Genomic DNA, 18424 nt, shown 5'->3' with positions numbered 1-18424 from the left:
GCCTGCGGCGCCCTCGATACGGAGATCCGTCATGAACAAACTCATCCTGCTGGCAGCCACCGCGCTGCTTGGAGCCTGCCAAGCCATGCACCCTGCAGCCAAAGCCAGCCTCGATGGCGAAGTCTTCTATCTGCAGCGCATCGCCCTGCCGCCTGCCGCCACCTTGAGCGTGAGCCTGCAGGACGTGTCCCTGGCGGACGCACCGGCGGTGGTCCTGGCCGAGCAGAGCGGCCCGGTCAAAGGCCAGGTGCCACTGCCCTTCCACCTCAGCTACGACCCGGCCCAGGTCAAGCCCGGCCACCGCTACGCGGTCAGCGCGCGGATCGAACTGGACGGCAAGCTGATGTTCATCACCACCGAACACAACGGGGTCAATCTCGACGGCAAGGACCCCCAGCCGTTGAAACTCCGTGTCGACGCCGTACGTTAATTCTCATTGCCCAAGGAAGCCGCCATGCTCCGTACTTCGCTCCGTTTCACCAGCCTGTGTGCTGGCCTGCTGATTTCCGCCAGTGCCCTGGCCCTGTCCCTTAGCGACCTGTCCCAGGGTGACGCCAGCGGTGGCCTCAAGGACGCCCTGACCCAGGGCGCGCAGATCGCCGTCAAGCAGTTGGGCACCCCCGGGGGGTTCAGCAACAACCCCGATGTGCGCATCGAATTGCCGGGCAACCTCGGCAAGGTGGCGAAGAAAATGAAGCAGTTCGGCATGGGTGACCAGGTCGATCAACTGGAAACCAGCATGAACAAGGCCGCCGAAGCGGCGGTACCGCAAGCCCAGGCGCTGCTGGTGGATGCGGTGAAGAAAATGACCGTGGCTGACGCCAAGGGCATTCTGGCCGGTGGCAAGGACTCCGCTACCCAATACCTGGACAAGAGCAGCCGCGAGCAGATCCGCGCCAAGTTCCTGCCCATCGTCAAGCAGGCCACCGATCAGGTCGGCCTGGCCAAGCAGTACAACTCCTTCGCCGGCCAGGCCGCGACCCTGGGCGTGCTGGATGCCAAGAGCGCCAACATCGAGAGCTACGTGACCGAGCAGGCACTCAATGGCCTGTTCGAGATGATCGGCAAGCAGGAAGAAACCATCCGCCAGAACCCGGCGGCCGCCGCCACCAGCCTGGCGAAGAAAGTCTTCGGCACCCTCTGATCAGCCCTTGGCCCCGGTCCGCCACACCGCGGACCGGGGCCGCGAACAGCGCTGTCGCCTCAACGATCGAGGCCAGTTGCCAACTGCCCCTCAGCCCCCCTCCGGCAAATCCTCCAGGGCCGCATCGAGCTCCTGGTGAAACCAGCGCAACGCCACCTCATACCGTCCGTGCCACAGTTGTGGGCTGGCGCCGGCGCGAATGCCAGCCTGAACCCGTGCCGCCATGGCGAAGTCTTCCTCCAGCGCTCCATAGAGAATCTGGTTGTTCCTCTGGAAATAGCGCAGTGCCTTGTCACTGGCCGGCGCCTGCTCCAGTAAAGTGTGCCCGAGCACCCGCGTGGCCAGGGGGCCCTCGGGAAAGACCGTGGAAAAGTCCAGGTGATCGGGCTCCACCAGCACCAGGGTGTTGGGCCAGATGAAATACAACAGGTTGCCGTGGCGGCGCAGGTTCCACTGGCTCTCGGGCAACTCCCGTAATTCGCGCAGGTTGCGCTTCACATAGAAGTTGCGGATATGCCGACCATGGCGCTCGAACAATCCCAGGTTGGGCCAGAACAGGTGGTCGATGGTCGCCTGATGCGCCTTGGCGACGTGATAGTTCTCCAGGAAGGTATCAATGGTCAGCTTCCAGTTCACCGGGCGACGGATATCCTGCGGGTCGAACAGCACGTGGGACTCGACGGCAAAGCTGTCGAAGTCAGCGATGATCTGTTCGCCAAAAAATCGCTCCAGGTCCAGGGCCGGCCCCGGTGAATGGCGCACCCAGACAGCACCAAAGCGCTCGGCCAGCGGCACCTCGGTAAGGTTCAGGCAGGCACGCTCGATATCGGCAAAACCATAGGCGTGGGGAATCCCCCGCAATTGTCCGTCCGGGTTATAGGACCAGCCATGGTAGGGGCAGACGAACACTCGATTGGGCCCCGAGGCCTCGCTCACCAACTGCGTGCCCCGGTGCTTGCAGACATTCAAGAAGGCCCGCAGCCGCCCGCTGGCATCACGACTCAGGAGCAGCGGCGCCAGCAGGTCCCGGGTCAGAAAATGCCCGGCGGCGATCTCCGTCGAACGCGCTACCAGCAAGGGCTCCTTGAACAGTACCTGGTCGCGCTCACGCAGATAGCGCGGTTCATCGAGGTAGCGACTGACCGGCAGGGCAGACGCCGTCTCTGCGCCATCGGAAAGGCCCTGGTCGGCCAGGGCCAGGGCCTTCTTGAGCAGCTGTACCTGGGTCGCGTGGTGCATGGACGCCTCCGGTGATCAGGTTCCCTTAAACGGGTGCCAGGGCACCCCGGATGAAATGCCAGAGCTGGTGCGCCAGTTGTTCCTGGGGCGGTCGCGGTCTGCGCCCGAGGGCCTCCAGCAGCGCCTGGTGCATGCCCCCCAGGACCATTGCCGCCACCAGTTGCGGGTCCAGTCCTGCTGGCAACTGCCCGGCGGCCTGGCCACGGCGGATGTTGTCGGCCCCCTGGCGGATGTTCTCGGCAATGCGTTGTGCTTCGAGGCTCGCGACTTCCGGCTCCCGTGCCAGGCTCACCAGCAGCAGTGGCGCCAGCGGTTCGGCATAGAGAAACTGCACCGCGCGATGCACCCTCCGCTCTTCCCGCTGACACCAGTGCGCAGCGCCCGGCAGCGGATCGGCCACCATCACTTCAGCCTGGTAACGGTCGTGGAAGTCCTCCACCACTGCCGCCAGCAACCCTGCGCGGGAGTTGAAGTAGCGGTAGATCAGCCCGACCGACACCCCAGCCCGCTCGGCGACCCGGCCCACTTCCAGGGCACCGCCGTGCAGCAGCAGTTCTTCCCGGGCGGCGTCCAGCAAGCGGCTTCGGGTACGCAAGGCCTTGGTGGAGAGGTCGGGCATGGAAAAATCCAGAGCGCGTCAAAAGTGAAGTGAATTCAGTTTAGATCTGAATCGCCATACGCCAAGTTTCATCAATAAAAAACACCTTGGGCTGCCTTGCGACAGAACCCAACGCGCGCGGCGGGCTTTTGCCCAAGGATATTGGCGAGCGGGATGCACCAGGCAGGCAATGGCAGACAGCCGCTCGGGAAGGCGCCGGTGCTCCATCGCCATTGGCGCTGCGCCTCTGGAGAAGCCGCCACACCTCAACCGTCAATGGCGCGGCCTGCGCTTGAAGCGCGGTCCAGCAGCACTGTGCTTAGTTGCTCCTCGCGCCCCTAAAAAAACCAAGGCCGGGACATTGCTGCCCGGCCTTCGTCCTTGCCTCAAGCGATGATTGCCGCGGTCAGTCCTTGCGCACCCGGAACCACGCCGCATACAGCGCCGGCAGGAACAGCAGGGTCAAGGCCGTGGCGACAATCAGCCCGCCCATGATCGCCACCGCCATCGGCCCGAAGAACACGCTGCGCGACAAGGGAATCATCGCCAGCACTGCCGCCAGGGCCGTCAGCACGATGGGCCGGAAACGCCGCACCGTGGCTTCGATGATGGCGTCCCAGGGCTTCAGCCCGGCCCTGATGTCCTGTTCGATCTGGTCCACCAGGATCACCGAGTTGCGCATGATCATCCCGGACAGGGCGATGGTGCCGAGCATCGCCACAAAGCCGAAGGGCTGGCGGAACACCAGCAGAAACAGGGTGACCCCGATCAACCCCAGGGGCGCGGTGAGAAACACCATGGCGGTGCGCGAGAAGCTGCGCAGCTGGATCATCAGCAAGGTCAGCACCACCACGATGAACAGCGGCACGCCGGCCTTCACCGAGTTCTGGCCACGGGTCGAATCCTCCACCGTGCCGCCGACTTCCAGCAGGTAGCCGTCCGGCAGTTCGGCGCGCACCGGCTCCAGGGTCGGCAGGATCTGCTGCACCAGGGTCGCCGGCTGTTCCTTGCCATAGATATCGGCACGCACAGTGACCGTAGGCAGGCGATTACGGTGCCAGATCACCCCTTCCTCGAAGCCATACTCCAGGGTTGCGACCTGGGACAGCGACACGCTCTGACCATTGTCGGTAGGCACCGCCAGGCTTGGCAGCAACGACAGCTCGGTGCGCTCCTCGCGGGTGCCCCGCAGCAGGATCTCGATCAGTTCGTTGTCTTCGCGGTACTGGCTGACGGTGGAGCCGATCAGCGAACTCTGGAGGAACTTCGACAGGTTGGCGGTGCTGACCCCAAGGGCGCGGGCCCGGTCCTGGTCGACGTTGAGGTAGACCACCTTGCTCGGCTCTTCCCAGTCCAGGTGAACGTTGACCACGTGGGGGTTCTCCCGCACCTTGGTCGCCACCTTGCGTGCCAGGGCACGAACTTCCTCGATGTGCTCGCCGGTGACCCGGAACTGCACCGGGTAACCCACGGGCGGGCCGTTCTCCAGGCGCGTGACCCGCGAACGCAGGGCCGGGAACTGCTCGTTGAGGGTGCCGATCAGCCAGCTGCGCAGGCTCTCGCGATCCTCGATGGTCTTGGCCAGCACCACGAACTGGGCAAAGCTGGTGGCCGGTAATTGCTGGTCCAGGGGCAGGTAGAAACGCGGCGAACCGGTACCCACGTAAGCCACGTAGTTATCGATGCCCGGGTGATCCTTGAGCATTGCCTCCAGGCGCTTGACCTCATCGGCGGTGTTGCTCAGGGAAGCGCCTTCCGCCAGCTTCAGATCGACCATCAGCTCCAGGCGGCCCGAGGCCGGGAAGAACTGCTGGGGCACGAAACGGAACAGCGCCACCGAGCCGACAAAAAGCAGGATGGTCAGGACGATCACCGTCTTGCGGTGCTGCACACACCAGCCCACCATCCGGCGCACCCGCTGGTAGAACGGCGTACCGTGGGGATTGGAGTCGGCGCCGTGCTTGGCGGCGTGGATCTTCGCCAGGTCCGGCAGCAGTTTTTCCCCCAGGTACGGCACGAACACCACCGCGGCGATCCACGAAGCCACCAGGGCAATGGTCACCACCTGGAAAATCGAGCGGGTGTATTCGCCGGTACCGGACTGGGCGGTAGCGATCGGCAGGAAACCCGCCGCGGTGATCAGGGTGCCGGTGAGCATCGGGAAGGCGGTGCTGGTCCAGGCAAAGCTGGCGGCCTTGATCCGGTCGAAGCCCTGCTCCATCTTGATCGCCATCATCTCCACCGCAATGATCGCGTCGTCCACCAACAAGCCCAGGGCCAGCACCAGGGCCCCGAGGGAGATCTTGTGCAGGCCGATGCCCAGGTAGTACATGGTGGCGAAGGTCATCGCCAGCACCAGGGGAATGGCCAGGGCCACCACCATCCCGGTGCGTACCCCCAGGGAGAAGAAACTCACCAGCAGGACGATGATCAGGGCCTCGGCCAGGACCCGGACGAACTCGCCGACCCCGGTCTTCACCGCCGCTGGCTGGTCGGACACCTTGCGCAGCTCCATGCCCGCCGGCAGGCTGTTCTGCAGCCGTGCGAACTCACCTTCCAGGGCCTTGCCCAGCACCAGGATATCGCCACCATCCTTCATTGCCACGGCCAGGCCGATGGCGTTTTCCCCCATGAAACGCATGCGCGGTGCCGGCGGATCGTTGAAGCCGCGGTGCACATCCGCCACATCACCGATGCGGAAGGTGCGTCCGGCCACCCGGATCGGGAAGTTGCGAATCTGCTCCACGGTCTGGAAATTGCCGGACACCCGCAGTTGCACCCGCTCGCTCGGCGTCTCGAAGAACCCCGCGGTGGACACCGCGTTCTGTTCCTCAAGCGCTTGCTGCACCGCTGCCAGGGGCAGGCCCAGGGTCGCCAGCTTGACGTTGGACAACTCGATCCAGATCTTCTCGTCCTGCAGGCCCAGCAGGTCGACCTTGCCCACGTCCTTAACCCGTTGCAGCTGGATCTGGATGCGGTCGGCGTAGTCCTTGAGCACCGCGTAGTCGAAGCCCTGCCCCGTCAACGCATAGATATTGCCGAAGGTGGTGCCGAATTCATCGTTGAAGAAAGGCCCCTGGATTCCCGGCGGCAAGGTCTGGCGGATGTCGCTGATCTTCTTGCGCACCTGGTACCAGAGTTCGGGCACCTCGTTGGAGTGCATGGAATCCCGGGCGATGAAGGTCACCTGGGACTCACCCGGCCGGGAGAAGGATACGATGCGGTCGTACTCACCGGTTTCCATGAGCTTCTTCTCAATCCGCTCGGTAACCTGGCGCGACACTTCCTGGGCCGTGGCCCCCGGCCAGTTGGTGCGGATCACCATGGCCTTGAAGGTGAACGGCGGGTCTTCACTTTGTCCCAGCTTGGTGTAGGAAAGTGCTCCGACAATAGCCAACAGCAACATCAGGAACAGGACGATCTGGCGATTGCGCAACGCCCAGGCGGAAAGGTTGAAACCCATTGGGGATTACTCCTTGGCCGTCAGGTTGACCACGCGGTTGGAGCGATCCACCGGGCGCACCTGCAGGCCCTCGTGCAAGACATGCACCCCGGCAGCCACCACCCAGTCGTTGGCACCCAGGCCTTCCAGCACCGGCACGCTCTTCTCGCCGAAGGCACCGACCCGCACCGGGGTCTTGTGCAGGGTGCTGTTGGCATCCACCCGCCAGACGTAGGTCGCACCTCCCTCGGCGGACAGCGCCGAGAGCGGCACCGATAGCGAGACCGCATCAGCGTTCTGGATGAACACCCGGGCGCTCTGCCCCAGTTCGGCCGGAACCTTGCCGGCACTGAAAGCGATGCGCGCGGCAAAGGTTCTGGACTTCGAGTCGGCAGCCGGCGACAGCTCGCGGATACGGCCATCGAAACGCTGGCCCGGCTGGCTCCAGAGTTCCACCGACACCGGCTCGCCGATCTTGAAGCGGCCAAAATTCTGTTCGGGGACGCTGATCAGCACCTCGCGCTCACCGTCGGTGGCCAGGGTGAAGACTGTCTGCCCAGCCGCCACTACTTGCCCGACTTCCACCGCACGCTTGGCCACTACGCCATCCTGTGGCGCACGCAGCACGGCATAGCCGGCCTGGTTGTTGGCCACGTCGAACTCGGCCTTGATCTGTTTCAGGCGCGCTTCGCCGGCGCGATAGAGGTTTTCGGCATTGTCGTATTGGGAACGGCTGACCATCTGCCGATCCAGCAGGGTCTTGTAGCGATCTCGTTCGGCACGCACCAGGTTGAGATTGGCGGTGGCTGCGGTGACCTGGGCCCGGGCAGCCTCGAGTTGCAGGCGCACATCCTGCGGATCGAGTTCGGCCAGGGGCTGGTTGGCCTTGACCCGTTGGCCCTCCTCTACCAGCCGTCGACTGACCTTGCCGCCGATACGGAATGCCAGGTCTGGCTCATAGCGGGCCCGCACCTCGCCGGGGTAGCTCTCCGAAGCCCGCGCCGAAGGCTCTGGCTGGACCACCATGGCCGGCCGGATGCCGATTTGGACGGGCTCTTCATGCCCACAAGCAGACAGAAAAAAAGCCAGGCTGACTGGCAAGGCATAGCGGAACATGGCGGCGACCTTTCGCTAATGGTGCTTGGAATAATTATACTGGCGGGTATGTTATTAATAGCAAACTCACCAGTCCAGTAATAAAAGTCGAAAAATGTCCGACAATAATTCCGCAAGCATTGGGCCAGGCAGGCCCAAGGATCTGGCCAAGCGCCAGGCCATTCTCGAAGCAGCGAAAAATCTGTTTCTGAGCAATGGCTACGCCAGTACCAGCATGGATGCGGTCGCCGCCGAAGCCGGTGTTTCAAAGCTCACGGTGTACAGTCACTTCACGGACAAGGAGACGCTGTTCAGTGCCGCCGTGGTGGCCAAGTGCGAAGAACAATTGCCCACCCTGATCTACGAGTTGTCGGCAGACACCCCGGTGGAAAGCGTGCTTTTGAATATCGCCCGAGGCTTTCACCTGCTGATCAACAGTGACGAGTCGGTCAACTTGCACCGCTTGATCATGGCGCTGGGCAGCCAGGACCCCAAGCTCTCGCAGATTTTCATCGAGGCCGGGCCCGAACGCGTGCTGCAAGGCATGGAACGGCTGCTCTGCAAGATCAACCTGCTGGGCACCTTGCAGATCGACAAGCCGCGCAACGCCGCCGAGCATTTCTTCTGCATGCTCAAGGGCGGTGCGAACTTCCGCCTGCTGTATGGCTACGGCGAGCCCTTGACCGGCGCCGCCGCTGAAGAGCATGTGCAGGAAGTGGTGGCCTTGTTCATGCGCGCCTACCGCCCGGACCCGGCCTGAAACCGCGCCCCGCGCACAACCAATGGACAGGCGCTTGCCGGCCGAGGCGCCCCACAGGGGCTAGCACCTTCGCCGCAGGCGTCGCCGGTTGGCCGGCACTGACGGCAATCAGGCCTTCAATGCCTTCTTCGGATAGATGTCGTAGCGGCTGGACTTGCCCTCCAGCCCATGACTGGGTTTGGGCCCCTCGATGCAGGGCGCCTTGCGCGGGCGCTTGACCACCACCCGGTGGGTTGCCAGGGCCAAGGCCGCCGCCAGCAGGGCCGGAGCGTCGTTGTCGTCGCCCACCAGTGGCCGGAACAGGCGCATTTCCTTTTTCACCAGGGCACTTTTCTCCCGATGGGGGAACATCGGGTCCAAGTAGATCACCTGGGGCGGCTCGCCTTGCCAGTTGCGCATCAACTCGATGGAGTTGCCCTTGAGCAGATGCATGCGTGCAACAATGGGCGCCACTTCGGCATCCAGCGCACCGCGGGCCAAGCCATCTTCAAGCAATACGCCAATCAATGGCTGGCGCTCGATCAGGCTCATTTCACACCCCAGGGTCGCCAGCACGAAGCCGTCCTTGCCCAGGCCCGCGGTGGCGTCCAGCACCCTAGGCCGCACCCCCTGGGCCACGCCCACCGCCTTGGCGATCATCTGCCCGCTGCCGCCGCCGTACAGACGTCGATGGGCCGCACCGCCCTCGACGAAGTCCACGCGGACCGGTCCCGGCGCGTCCGGCCCCAACTGCTGCAATTGCAGCCCCTGCTCCCCGACCTGCAGGGCGAACTCGGCGGCGTCGATCTGCAAGGGCAGTCCGAGGCGCTCGGCCCACTGCCGGGCCTGGGTCTCGAACCCGCTGTCCAGGGCCTCGACGTTGATGCGGCAGGCCGCAGGTTGCTCACTCATCTGAAAACACACTCAAAAAATTAATGATCGGCAAAAACGGCCGATAACTGAACTATCGGCCATTTTGCCAGAGCTCAGCGTCGACCGAGAGCAATGTCAGACATTCAACGCACATCGATAGGTTATATCTCGCCCCATGGCGACTATGGCCTGCGCAACTCCCAGGCACTGAGCGGCGTCAGCCATCTGTGGCAGGACTTCTTTGCCCAGGCCCTGGCCGAGCAACGGGGAGAAGGTGCCAGCGTTGAAGCCATGCCTGCGGTGGCCATCGACGGCCCCGTGGAACCGGTCGGCGGCACTGAGCTGTTGACCCAGATCGTCAACCAGCGCCACTGCGATGTGCAAGACACCGAGGTCCGCCCACCCGAGCCCCTGTTCCTGCCGATCGCCGAATTCGAGACTGAACTGCTGGACAAACCCGCTCCGCCCTACCCGCCCGAAGAGATCATTGCCCAGCAACGCCAGCAGGATTTCGAGAGCGGCTGGGTCCGGCCGATCGTGCTCAACGCCGGCCAGCCAGTGCCCGCTCCCGGCCCGGCGCCGGAACCACGTCCATTGCACCTGCCGATCGCCGAGTTCGAACTCGATCTGCTGGACAAGCCGGCCAAGCCGTTCCCACCGCAAGAGCTCATCGAGCAGCAGAAGCAGATGGACTTCGACATCGGCTGGGCGCGCCCACTGATCCTGCAGAACCTGCGCATCGCCGCCTGAGCCCCGCTTTCAGCGACACACCCACCAGGGCCCGACATCCAGATGAAAGTGGTTGCGATGGGCAGCGTTGTAATCCGGCCCCAGGACCACGTTGAACGCCTCGCAGGCGCCATCCCGGGCCAGCCTTAGAAAACGTCCCTCATTGCTGTCCTTCGGCCAATCCCTGAGCACGCTGATGCTGCGTCCGTCCGCCAGGCGAAAGCCGGCGATGTCCAGGGCATTGGCCGTGGCATGCTGGCTGCGAGCGCCGTTCTCACGGCTGTACATGTTGCGGCAGGCGAAGCTGCCCAGATGATCGACCCGCGCCACTCGCTGGCCATACACCGTCTGCGCGGCCGGTTGCAGGCCATGGCGCTCGAACAGGGCAAAGGCCACCGCCAGCGGGCAACTGGCAAGAAAGCTGCTGCTCAAGGCCACCTCAGCGCCCTGCACCCGCAAGGTATTGCTCAAGGGACAGGCCACATCGCCCCGGCTGTCAGGCTGACGGCTGGTACGCAGGCCGGAGCGCGCGAGCACCTCATCGCACAATGCCGGATCATCCCGCAGCCGTGACAGCTTGAATCGAGTCAGCAGATTGGGCTTGGCCCGAACGTCCAGCGGCGCCCAGGGATTCCAGGCATCCGCCACTGGCAGCCAGCCCAGGCGAATGCCGAGCAACAACAGGGCCCCTAGCAACAGCAAGGCACCGAGAACTTTCAACCCGCGCACAAACACTCCCTTTTATGGCTGCTTGAACAATTGATTGATCTGCCCGAACGGCATCGCACGATCGGCAAAATCAAAGCGGCCATGCTCGCGGATATCCTCCGCGGCCCGATAGAACGCACCGTACGCTGCCCGGGCCAGGGCCGAGCCGACACTGATGCGCTTGACCCCCAGCTTCGCCAATTGCGCCACGCTCAGGTTGAGACCGCCGGACATCAGCACGTTCACCGGCTTGGGCGCCACGGCCTGAACGACCTGGAGAATCTCCTCGGCGCTGCGCAGCCCCGGTGCATAGAGCACATCGGCGCCAGCTTCAGCAAAGGCCTGCAGGCGCCGAATGGTGTCCGCCAGGTCCTCACGACCGTGCAGCAGGTTCTCCGCCCGGGCGGTCAGGGTGAAGGCAAAGGGCAAGCTACGTGCGGCAGCGACACAGGCCTCGATACGTTCCACCGCCAGTTTGAAATCATAGATGGGGTCGTCGGCACGGCCGCTGGCATCCTCGATCGAACCGCCGACCACGCCGCTGGCAGCCGCCAACAGCAGTGCCTGGGCACAGCCTGCAGGGCTGTCGGCAAAGCCGTTCTCCAGGTCCACCGCCACCGGCAGGCTACTGGCCCCGACTATTGCCCGCACGTTGTTCAGGGTGTCCTCCAGGCTGACCGCGCCCTCGGCATCCGGACGCCCCAGGGAGAACGCGTATCCGGCGCTGGTGGTGGCCAGGGCTTCGAAGCCGAGACTGGCCAGCATGCGGGCGGAACCGGCATCCCAGGGATTGGCAATGACAAAGGCACCGGCCCGTTCATGCAGGGCCTTGAAGGCATTCGCTCGCAGGCTTTGCGCGTCCATTTGCTCGCTCCTGAAAAAGACCATGAGACCGTCTCAGAGCAAACCGAGCTGCTCCGCGACGGGTTCTCTGTATAACTCAGGCAATCCGGGCAAGCCAGGCAAACGTTGCATCAGCCGGGCATGAAAACGCCGGGCCAGTTCGGCGGCCAGGCGGTTGTCCGAGGTGTGCAGGAACATGTAGGGCGTGCGCCCCTCTTCGATCCAGCCGGCGACCTTGTCGATCCACGGCAACAGAAACGGATCATTGGCCTCCAGCTGCGGATGACCGATGAATCGCACCTGGGGAAACTGGGTAAAGGCCGCCGGACGCGGTGGCACTTTGGGCTTCTTCGACTGTGCATGGAGCACCGCGGGATCCGTCGAGGTGCAGCTGAACAGCGCCCGCGGATCCAGGCAAATGCGCTCTACGCCCCGCTCGCGCAACAGTCGGTTGAGCCTGCGTTCGGCATCGCCCTTGGCGAAGAACTCCGGATGCCGCACTTCCACCGCCAGCGGCCGCTCCAGGCCGTCGATGAACCCTGCCAGCTCCGCCAGGCGCTGCGGGGCGAAACTGGCCGGCAATTGCAGCCACAAGGGCGACACCCGCGCCCCCAAGGGGCTGAGCAACTGGATGAAGGTTTCGGCAGCGCTCAGTTGCTCGCGCAGGTCGCCGCCGTGACTGATGTCACCGGGAAACTTGGCAGTGAAGCGAAAGCCTTCGGGCATGATCTGTGCCCAGCGCTGCACGGTGCTCGGCGCAGGTCGGGCGTAGAAGGTGGTGTTGCCTTCGACGGCGTTGAAGACCTGCGAATACAGGCCGAGAAAATCGTTCGGTCGTGCACTTTCCGGGTACAGGTACTCACGCCAGGCGTTTTCGCTCCAGGAAGGACAACCGAGGAAATAAGGCAGCATCAGATGTGCAGGTCGAGACCCACCACCTCCATATCCCAATCGACAAAACCGGCGGTGGTCAGGTAGCTGGCCAAGGCATTGGCCACGCTCTTTTTCATCGCCCGCTGAAAGATCATGTCCTGCGGGCGGGCGGGGAGATTGGCGGTACGGGGAGCCGCAGCCTGGGAGCGATTCTGGATCGCAGACTCGGGCTGGGCTTCAATGGCGTCGGCATCGTCCTGGGAGTCGTCCACCAGCACCAAGCCTTTGCGCGGCTTGCGCTTGATGGGGTAGGACTGAGAGGAGATGCCGTCTATGCGCATACTGAAAAGCCCGGGGTCGATGATGGCAATTTAGCGGCACTGCTACGACTTAGCAAATACCCAAGTGATAACTAGAACACAGAACAGCCAAAAGGTTTAAAACCGGGCAGGATCAACGCTGAAAACCAGACGATTGGCGGTTGTAGCAGGAGATGTCTGAACAACCGCGGGCCATCGATGAAAAGAGAAAGGGCCTCAACGGGCCTTGGGCGTGGCGACCTTGTCTCGCAGGTAGACCGGCTGCGCATCATCGGCGGCGATCGCCTCACCCCGTGCCCAGGCAAACCGGGCCAGGGTCAGCAGGTCTTCGGCGTGGGGCAGCATGCTGGCATCCTGGCCACTGAGGTTGACCGCAATGCGCTCGCCATAGCCCCAGCCAGTGCCTGCCCCAAACCACTCACCGTGCGCATCCACGGGCAAGGCCGCAGCTTCCGGCGCCTGAACAGCCTCGACACCGACCAGGCGCATCTCGCCAGCGGTCTCCTGGTAGCAGCCCCAGTAGACCTCATCCATCCGCGCATCGATGGCCGCCGCTACCTGGGTCGCACCGTGCTCACGCAGGGCGCGCTGGGCCAGCACCGCCAGGTTGGACACCGGCAACACCGGGCGGTCCAGAGCGAAGGCCAGCCCCTGCACCACGCCAACGGCAATTCGCACACCGGTAAAGGCTCCCGGCCCGCGACCAAAGGCGATCGCATCCACCGCCTGCAAGGTGGTGCCGGCACTGGCCAACAGCTCCTTGATCATAGGCAGCAACTTCTGCGCATGCAGACGCGGGATCACCTCGTAATGGCTCGTGACCTTGCCGTCATGCAGCAAAGCAACGGAGCAAGCTTCAGTCGCGGTGTCCAGGGCCAGCAAGGTGCTCATCGGGGGTTCCATAGGCATTGAAAAAGGGACGCATTATAAACAGCAACGGCCCGCAAGCGGGCCGTTCAACGATCAATCCGATCAGGTGACTCAGCTCAGGGCTTCGAGCACCTTGGCGGTGATCACTTCCACCGAACCCACGCCCGGAATATGGCTGTACTTCGGCTTGCCCTGGGTAGCGGCCAACTGCTGGTAGAAGGCTACCAACGGCTTGGTCTGGGAATGGTAGACCGACAGGCGATGACGCACGGTTTCTTCCGTGTCGTCCTTGCGCTGCACCAGGTCTTCACCGGTGATGTCGTCCTTGCCGGCGATCTTCGGCGGGTTGTAGACGGTGTGGTAAGTCCGGCCCGAGGCTTCGTGCACACGGCGACCGGCGATACGCTGGACGATCTCTTCGTCGTCGACGGCGATTTCCACCACGCTGTCCAACTCGACACCGGCCTTGACCAGTGCTTCAGCCTGAGGAATGGTGCGCGGGAAACCATCGAACAGGAAGCCTTTGGCGCAGTCCGGCTGGCTGATGCGTTCCTTGACCAGGTTGATGATCAGGTCATCGGAAACCAGACCACCGCTGTCCATCACGCTCTTGGCCTTGAGGCCCAGTTCGGTGCCGGCCTTGACCGCCGCACGCAGCATGTCGCCGGTGGAGATCTGTGGAATGCCGAACTTTTCGGTGATGAACTTTGCCTGAGTACCTTTACCGGCCCCGGGAGCTCCCAGCAGAATTACGCGCATCGATGTGCTCCTCAATTTTTTATTTAGAAACGCTCGGATTCGCCTCGTGGGGCCAATCTCAAAAATAGGGTTGTGGCCGCCCAAACGGCCAAAGGCTGATCAAGATACACAGCCGACACAGCGCACACAAGCAGTCGAAAGTCGGAGGAACCTGGCCCTTTTGTGCCCCCCGGGCCAGGTAGAACAAGTCGCAACCCGATAACAAAGTGTCGCCAGCGGGAGCCGGGCGCCACCCTGAGATTGGCTTGGACAAAGCCGTCCGTGCGGGTTGTCGAACCTCAGCCGGTATTGCGCAAGCCGGCAGCGATCCCCGCCACGGAAACCAGCAGCGCCTGTTCCACGGGGCTTCCTTGGGGCGCGTCCTGGCGGCGCGAGCGTGCCAGCAGTTCGGCCTGCAACAGGTGCAGCGGATCGAGGTAGGTATTGCGCAGACGGATGAACTCCAGGGTGTCGGGGCTGTGGGCCAGCAGTTGCGACTGCCCGGTCAGGCCCAGCACCACCGCGCAAGCCTGCGACAATAGGTCGCGTAGATGCGCACCCAATGGCAGCAGTTCAGCCTCCACCAGACGCTCGTCATAGGAGCGGGCAATGTCCGCGTCGGCCTTGGCCAGGACCATTTCCAGCATGTCGATGCGGGTGCGGAAGAACGGCCATTGCTCACGCATCTGCGCCAGTAAATGGCCTTCGCCCCGGGCCAGTGCCTTGCTCAGCGCCGCCTCCCAACCCAGCCAGGCCGGCAGCATCAGGCGGGTCTGGGTCCAGCCGAAAATCCACGGGATCGCCCGCAGGCTTTCAATGCCCCCCGCACGGCGCTTGGCCGGCCGGCTGCCCAGGGGCAGGCGCCCCAGTTCCTGCTCCGGAGTCGACTGGCGGAAGTACTCGACGAACTGCGGATTGTCCCGTACCACTTCGCGGTAGGCCTGGACCCCGTCACTGGCCAATTCGTCCATCAGATGGCGCCAGGCCGGCTCCGGCGGTGGCGGCGGCAACAGCGTGGCTTCCAGCACCGCGGCCAGGTACAGGTTGAGATTCTGCTCGGCGATGTCCGGCAGGCCGAATTTGAAACGGATCATTTCCCCCTGCTCGGTGGTGCGGAACCGTCCCGCCACCGAACCCGGCGGCTGCGACAGGATTGCCGCGTGAGCCGGACCACCGCCGCGCCCCACGGTGCCGCCGCGACCGTGGAACAGCAGCAACTCCACCTGCTGTTCACGGCAGATGTCCACCAGCCGTTCCTGGGCCCGATACTGCGCCCAGGCCGCGGCGGTGGTGCCGGCATCCTTGGCCGAGTCGGAATAGCCGATCATCACTTCCTGGGGCCCTTGCAGGCGCGAGCGGTAACCCGGCATGTGCAGCAGCTTCTCCATCACCGGGCCGGCGTTGTCCAGGTCCGCCAGGGTTTCGAACAGCGGCACCACGCGCATTGGCCGCAACACCCCGGACTCCTTGAGCAGCAACTGCACCGCCAGCACATCGGAGGCGGCGCCGGCCATGGAGATCACGTAGGAACCCAGGGACGCCGCGGGTGCGAGGGCTATCTCGCGACAGGTGGCGAGTACCTCCGCGGTGTCTGCCGAAGGCTTGAAATAGCCCGGCAGCAAGGGGCGCCGGTTGCCCAGCTCGCGCATCAGGAAGGTGATGCGATCCTCTTCGCTCCAGTCCTCATAACGCCCCAGGCCCAGATAGTCGGTGATCTCGGTCATGGCCGAGGAGTGCCGGGAAGAATCCTGGCGCACATCGAGGCGCACCAGGAACAGGCCAAAGGTCACGGCCCGGCGCAGGCAATCGAGCAACGGACCGTCGGCGATCACCCCCATCCCGCATTCGTGCAACGACTGGTAGCACAGTTGCAAGGGTTCCAGCAGTTCACGGTTGCTCTGCAAGACCTCGGGCCCGGCCGGCACCGGCGCAGCGAGCGCCGCATGGGCCCAGTTACGGGTGGCTCGCAGGCGTTCGCGCAATTGCTTGAGCAGCGCCCGATAGGGCTCGGCACTGTCTCCGGCCTTGGCCAGCAAGGCGGCGCTGGCCTGTTGCATGGACAGCTCGGCAGCCAGGTGATCGATGTCCCGCAGATACAGGTCGGCCGCCATCCAGCGGGCCAGCAGCAACACCTCACGGGTCACCGCCGCGGTGACATTGGGGTTGCCGTCCCGGTCGCCCCCCATCCACGAGGCAAAGCGGATCGGCGCCGCCTCCAGCGGCAGGTGCAGGCCGGTGGCGGTGAACAGGGCCTGGTCGGCCTTGCGCAGATAATTGGGGATGGCTTGCCACAGCGAATGCTCGATCACCGCAAAGCCCCACTTGGCCTCATCCACGGGGGTTGGCCGGGTCCGGCGGATTTCCTCGGTGTGCCAGGCTTCGGCAATCAGGCGTTGCAGGCGCACCTGGATCTGCCCACGTTCGGCGCTGGTCAGGTCGCGATGGTCCTGGGCCGCCAGTTGCGCGGCGATTGCATCGTACTTCTGGATCAGGGTGCGGCGCGCCACTTCGGTGGGGTGCGCGGTCAGCACCAGCTCGATCTCCAGCCGTCCCAATTGCCGGGCCAGAGCATCGGCGCCATGCCCTTCGGCACGCAGGCGGGCCAGCAGCTCCGGCAGCACCCGGGCTTCGAACGGGGCCGGCTGCGACTCGTCGCGGCGGTGGATCAACTGATACTGCTCGGCGATATTCGCCAGGTTGAGGAACTGGTTGAAGGCCCGGGCCACCGGCAGCAGCTCCTCCTCGCTCAACTGGTCGAGGCTGGCACTCAACTCGGCCCCCGCGGAGCCGCCCCGGTCGGCCTTGGCGCCCTTGCGGATCTGCTCGATCTTGTCGAGGAACCCCTCGCCGTACTGATCACGGATGGTATTGCCCAACAGCTCACCCAGCAGGTGAACGTCTTCGCGCAAGCGCGCATCAATATCGGTCATCGAGGTGTTCTCCAGCAGACTCAAGGCGGCACGGAAGGCTCAAGAGTGCCGCTTGCACGCGCCGCTTAGCAAGCGCGCGGCAAACCGGCAGCCAACCTTTGTCGTTGAGGCTAGTCTGAAGTACAGGCCGTACAAGGGCCGCGCACCGGCCCGGGCCGGTCACTCAACCCAACCTGCCACAAGCAGGTGTTCATTGAGGTCATCATGAAAATCCGTGAACTCGCACAACACTGGGAAGAAAACGCCAAGGGTCGGCTGACCAAGACCGGCTACCGGATTCACCTGGATGTGGAAGCCGCCGCACGCCTGGCCGCCCTCGCCGAGATGTACCCCAAACGCCAGACCGAGGAGCTCCTTGGCGAGCTGATCGGAGCCGCCCTGGAAGAGCTCGAGGCGAGCTTCCCCTACATCCAGGGCCAGCACGTGGTCGCCACCGATGAAGAGGGCGATCCGCTGTACGAAGACGTCGGCCCCACCCCGCGTTTCCTGAGCCTGTCACGGCAATACCTGCAGGTTCTGTCGAGCCAGGCAGACAAGCCGAAACACTGAATCCAGCCCACCTTCCCCTCTGGAAGCGACACTGTTCCCGGCCCTGAAAAGGGCCGGGAATACCCCTGCGCACGGCGAAAGTTCCCGCTCTAGAGCCCTGTTTCCGCGGTGTAATTTTTTTCCGGCCAATCGCCATCTTTCTCTGAACTATTCAAAAAAGCCTCGGGTCACACCCATTAACCATCGCTGGAACGGCCGTTTCAAATTTCGCCATCAGCGCCTGTTGTCACTCAGCGTGACGGCGCCAGAACCGGGATGGATTTTGATGTTTTCCAGGAGTTACCCAATGGAGTTGAAGACCATGAAGATCAGCACTGCCAAATCCTCGTTCACCTCTCTGCGCGGGCTGAAGCTGGCCGCGCTGGCCCTCGGTAGCAGTCTGGTACTGGCCGGTTGCGCCGGGAACCCGCCCAGCGAGCAGTACGCAGTCACGCAATCTGCGGTCAACAGCGCAGTGAGCGCGGGCGGCACTGAATTTGCCGCGGTGGAAATGAAGTCGGCACAGGACAAGCTCAAGCAAGCCGAGATTGCCATGCACGACAAGAAGTACGACGAGGCCCGCCGCCTGGCCGAACAGGCCGAGTGGGACGCCCGAGTCGCCGAGCGCAAGGCCCAGGCCGCCAAGGCCGAGCAGGCGCTGAAAGACTCGCAGAAAGGCGTTCAGGAACTGCGTCAGGAAGGCATGCGTAGCGTGCAGTAAGCCGCCGCCGACTCCCACGTACTCGTAATCGAAT

General features: G+C 63.9%; 18 protein-coding genes. 6 read left to right on the top strand and 12 right to left on the bottom strand.

The genetic code is table 11. The annotated features are described in order from the left end of the window. Positions 1-31: 31 nt before the first annotated feature. Together U873_RS0107295 and U873_RS0107290 are read left to right on the top strand one after the other, a co-directional pair. A complete protein-coding gene (locus tag U873_RS0107295) occupies positions 32-430 on the top strand; it encodes a YbaY family lipoprotein (RefSeq protein WP_025127624.1) in 399 nt (132 codons plus the stop codon). A gap of 24 nt (positions 431-454) precedes the next feature. Next, entirely contained in the window at positions 455-1144 is a 690-nt protein-coding gene (locus tag U873_RS0107290; protein WP_025127623.1) for a DUF4197 domain-containing protein, read from the top strand. 90 nt (positions 1145-1234) lie between these two features. On the opposite strand, the gene U873_RS0107285 is transcribed toward U873_RS0107290, so the two are convergent. The 4 genes from U873_RS0107285 to U873_RS0107270 form a co-directional block, all read right to left on the bottom strand. Next, positions 1235-2383, bottom strand: coding sequence for an aromatic ring-hydroxylating dioxygenase subunit alpha (locus U873_RS0107285; protein WP_025127622.1), 1149 nt, complete (start codon positions 2381-2383; stop codon positions 1235-1237). 25 nt (positions 2384-2408) lie between these two features. Next, a complete protein-coding gene (locus U873_RS0107280; protein ID WP_025127621.1) occupies positions 2409-3002 on the bottom strand; it encodes a TetR/AcrR family transcriptional regulator in 594 nt (197 codons plus the stop codon). Between the two features lie 385 nt (positions 3003-3387). After that, positions 3388-6444, bottom strand: coding sequence for an efflux RND transporter permease subunit (locus U873_RS0107275; protein WP_025127620.1), 3057 nt, complete (start codon positions 6442-6444; stop codon positions 3388-3390). A 6-nt stretch (positions 6445-6450) separates the two neighbouring features. Continuing rightward, entirely contained in the window at positions 6451-7539 is a 1089-nt protein-coding gene (locus tag U873_RS0107270; protein WP_025127619.1) for an efflux RND transporter periplasmic adaptor subunit, read from the bottom strand. A gap of 94 nt (positions 7540-7633) precedes the next feature. Here U873_RS0107270 and U873_RS0107265 point away from each other — a divergent pair, with 94 nt between their 5' ends. Continuing rightward, entirely contained in the window at positions 7634-8278 is a 645-nt protein-coding gene (locus U873_RS0107265) for a TetR/AcrR family transcriptional regulator (RefSeq protein ID WP_025127618.1), read from the top strand. Positions 8279-8386: 108 nt separating this feature from the next. On the opposite strand, the gene U873_RS0107260 is transcribed toward U873_RS0107265, so the two are convergent. Continuing rightward, the gene (locus tag U873_RS0107260; RefSeq protein WP_025127617.1) at positions 8387-9169 is read right to left on the bottom strand and encodes a class I SAM-dependent methyltransferase; all 783 of its coding nucleotides are present in this window, start codon (positions 9167-9169) and stop codon (positions 8387-8389) included. Positions 9170-9262: 93 nt separating this feature from the next. Here U873_RS0107260 and U873_RS0107255 point away from each other — a divergent pair, with 93 nt between their 5' ends. Further along, positions 9263-9880 (top strand): hypothetical protein, encoded by a 618-nt coding sequence (locus U873_RS0107255; RefSeq protein WP_025127616.1) that lies wholly within the window; start codon positions 9263-9265, stop codon positions 9878-9880. 9 nt (positions 9881-9889) lie between these two features. Here U873_RS0107255 and U873_RS0107250 read toward each other — a convergent pair whose 3' ends face one another. The 7 genes from U873_RS0107250 to ppc form a co-directional block, all read right to left on the bottom strand. Continuing rightward, entirely contained in the window at positions 9890-10588 is a 699-nt protein-coding gene (locus U873_RS0107250; RefSeq protein WP_025127615.1) for an extensin family protein, read from the bottom strand. Between the two features lie 12 nt (positions 10589-10600). After that, complete coding sequence (locus U873_RS0107245) at positions 10601-11431, bottom strand: oxaloacetate decarboxylase (protein ID WP_025127614.1); 831 nt, start codon at positions 11429-11431, stop codon at positions 10601-10603. A gap of 33 nt (positions 11432-11464) precedes the next feature. Then, positions 11465-12325, bottom strand: coding sequence for a DUF72 domain-containing protein (locus tag U873_RS0107240; RefSeq protein ID WP_025127613.1), 861 nt, complete (start codon positions 12323-12325; stop codon positions 11465-11467). After that, complete coding sequence (locus tag U873_RS0107235) at positions 12322-12624, bottom strand: hypothetical protein (protein ID WP_025127612.1); 303 nt, start codon at positions 12622-12624, stop codon at positions 12322-12324. Before U873_RS0107235 ends, U873_RS0107240 begins: the two co-directional genes overlap by 4 nt. 195 nt (positions 12625-12819) lie before the next feature. Further along, on the bottom strand, positions 12820-13494 hold the full coding sequence (gene tsaB, locus U873_RS0107230) for a tRNA (adenosine(37)-N6)-threonylcarbamoyltransferase complex dimerization subunit type 1 TsaB (protein WP_025127611.1): 675 nt from the start codon (positions 13492-13494) through the stop codon (positions 12820-12822). 90 nt (positions 13495-13584) lie between these two features. Continuing rightward, a complete protein-coding gene (gene adk / locus U873_RS0107225; protein ID WP_025127610.1) occupies positions 13585-14232 on the bottom strand; it encodes an adenylate kinase in 648 nt (215 codons plus the stop codon). A gap of 278 nt (positions 14233-14510) precedes the next feature. Beyond that, the gene (gene ppc / locus U873_RS0107220; RefSeq protein WP_025127609.1) at positions 14511-17141 is read right to left on the bottom strand and encodes a phosphoenolpyruvate carboxylase; all 2631 of its coding nucleotides are present in this window, start codon (positions 17139-17141) and stop codon (positions 14511-14513) included. Positions 17142-17345: 204 nt separating this feature from the next. Here ppc and U873_RS0107215 point away from each other — a divergent pair, with 204 nt between their 5' ends. Continuing rightward, positions 17346-17690 carry a hypothetical protein gene (locus U873_RS0107215; protein ID WP_025127608.1) on the top strand — a complete coding sequence of 115 codons (345 nt, stop codon included), beginning with the start codon at positions 17346-17348 and terminating at the stop codon, positions 17688-17690. A gap of 286 nt (positions 17691-17976) precedes the next feature. Next, a complete protein-coding gene (locus U873_RS0107210; RefSeq protein WP_025127607.1) occupies positions 17977-18390 on the top strand; it encodes a DUF4398 domain-containing protein in 414 nt (137 codons plus the stop codon). The last annotated feature ends 34 nt before the right edge of the window (positions 18391-18424 follow it).

The sequence above is a fragment of the Pseudomonas sp. PH1b genome (genome assembly GCF_000633395.1).
Lineage (GTDB): Bacteria > Pseudomonadota > Gammaproteobacteria > Pseudomonadales > Pseudomonadaceae > Aquipseudomonas.
The sequence above is the reverse complement of the archived record's forward strand: the minus strand, read 5'-3'. Positions and strand labels throughout refer to the sequence as shown.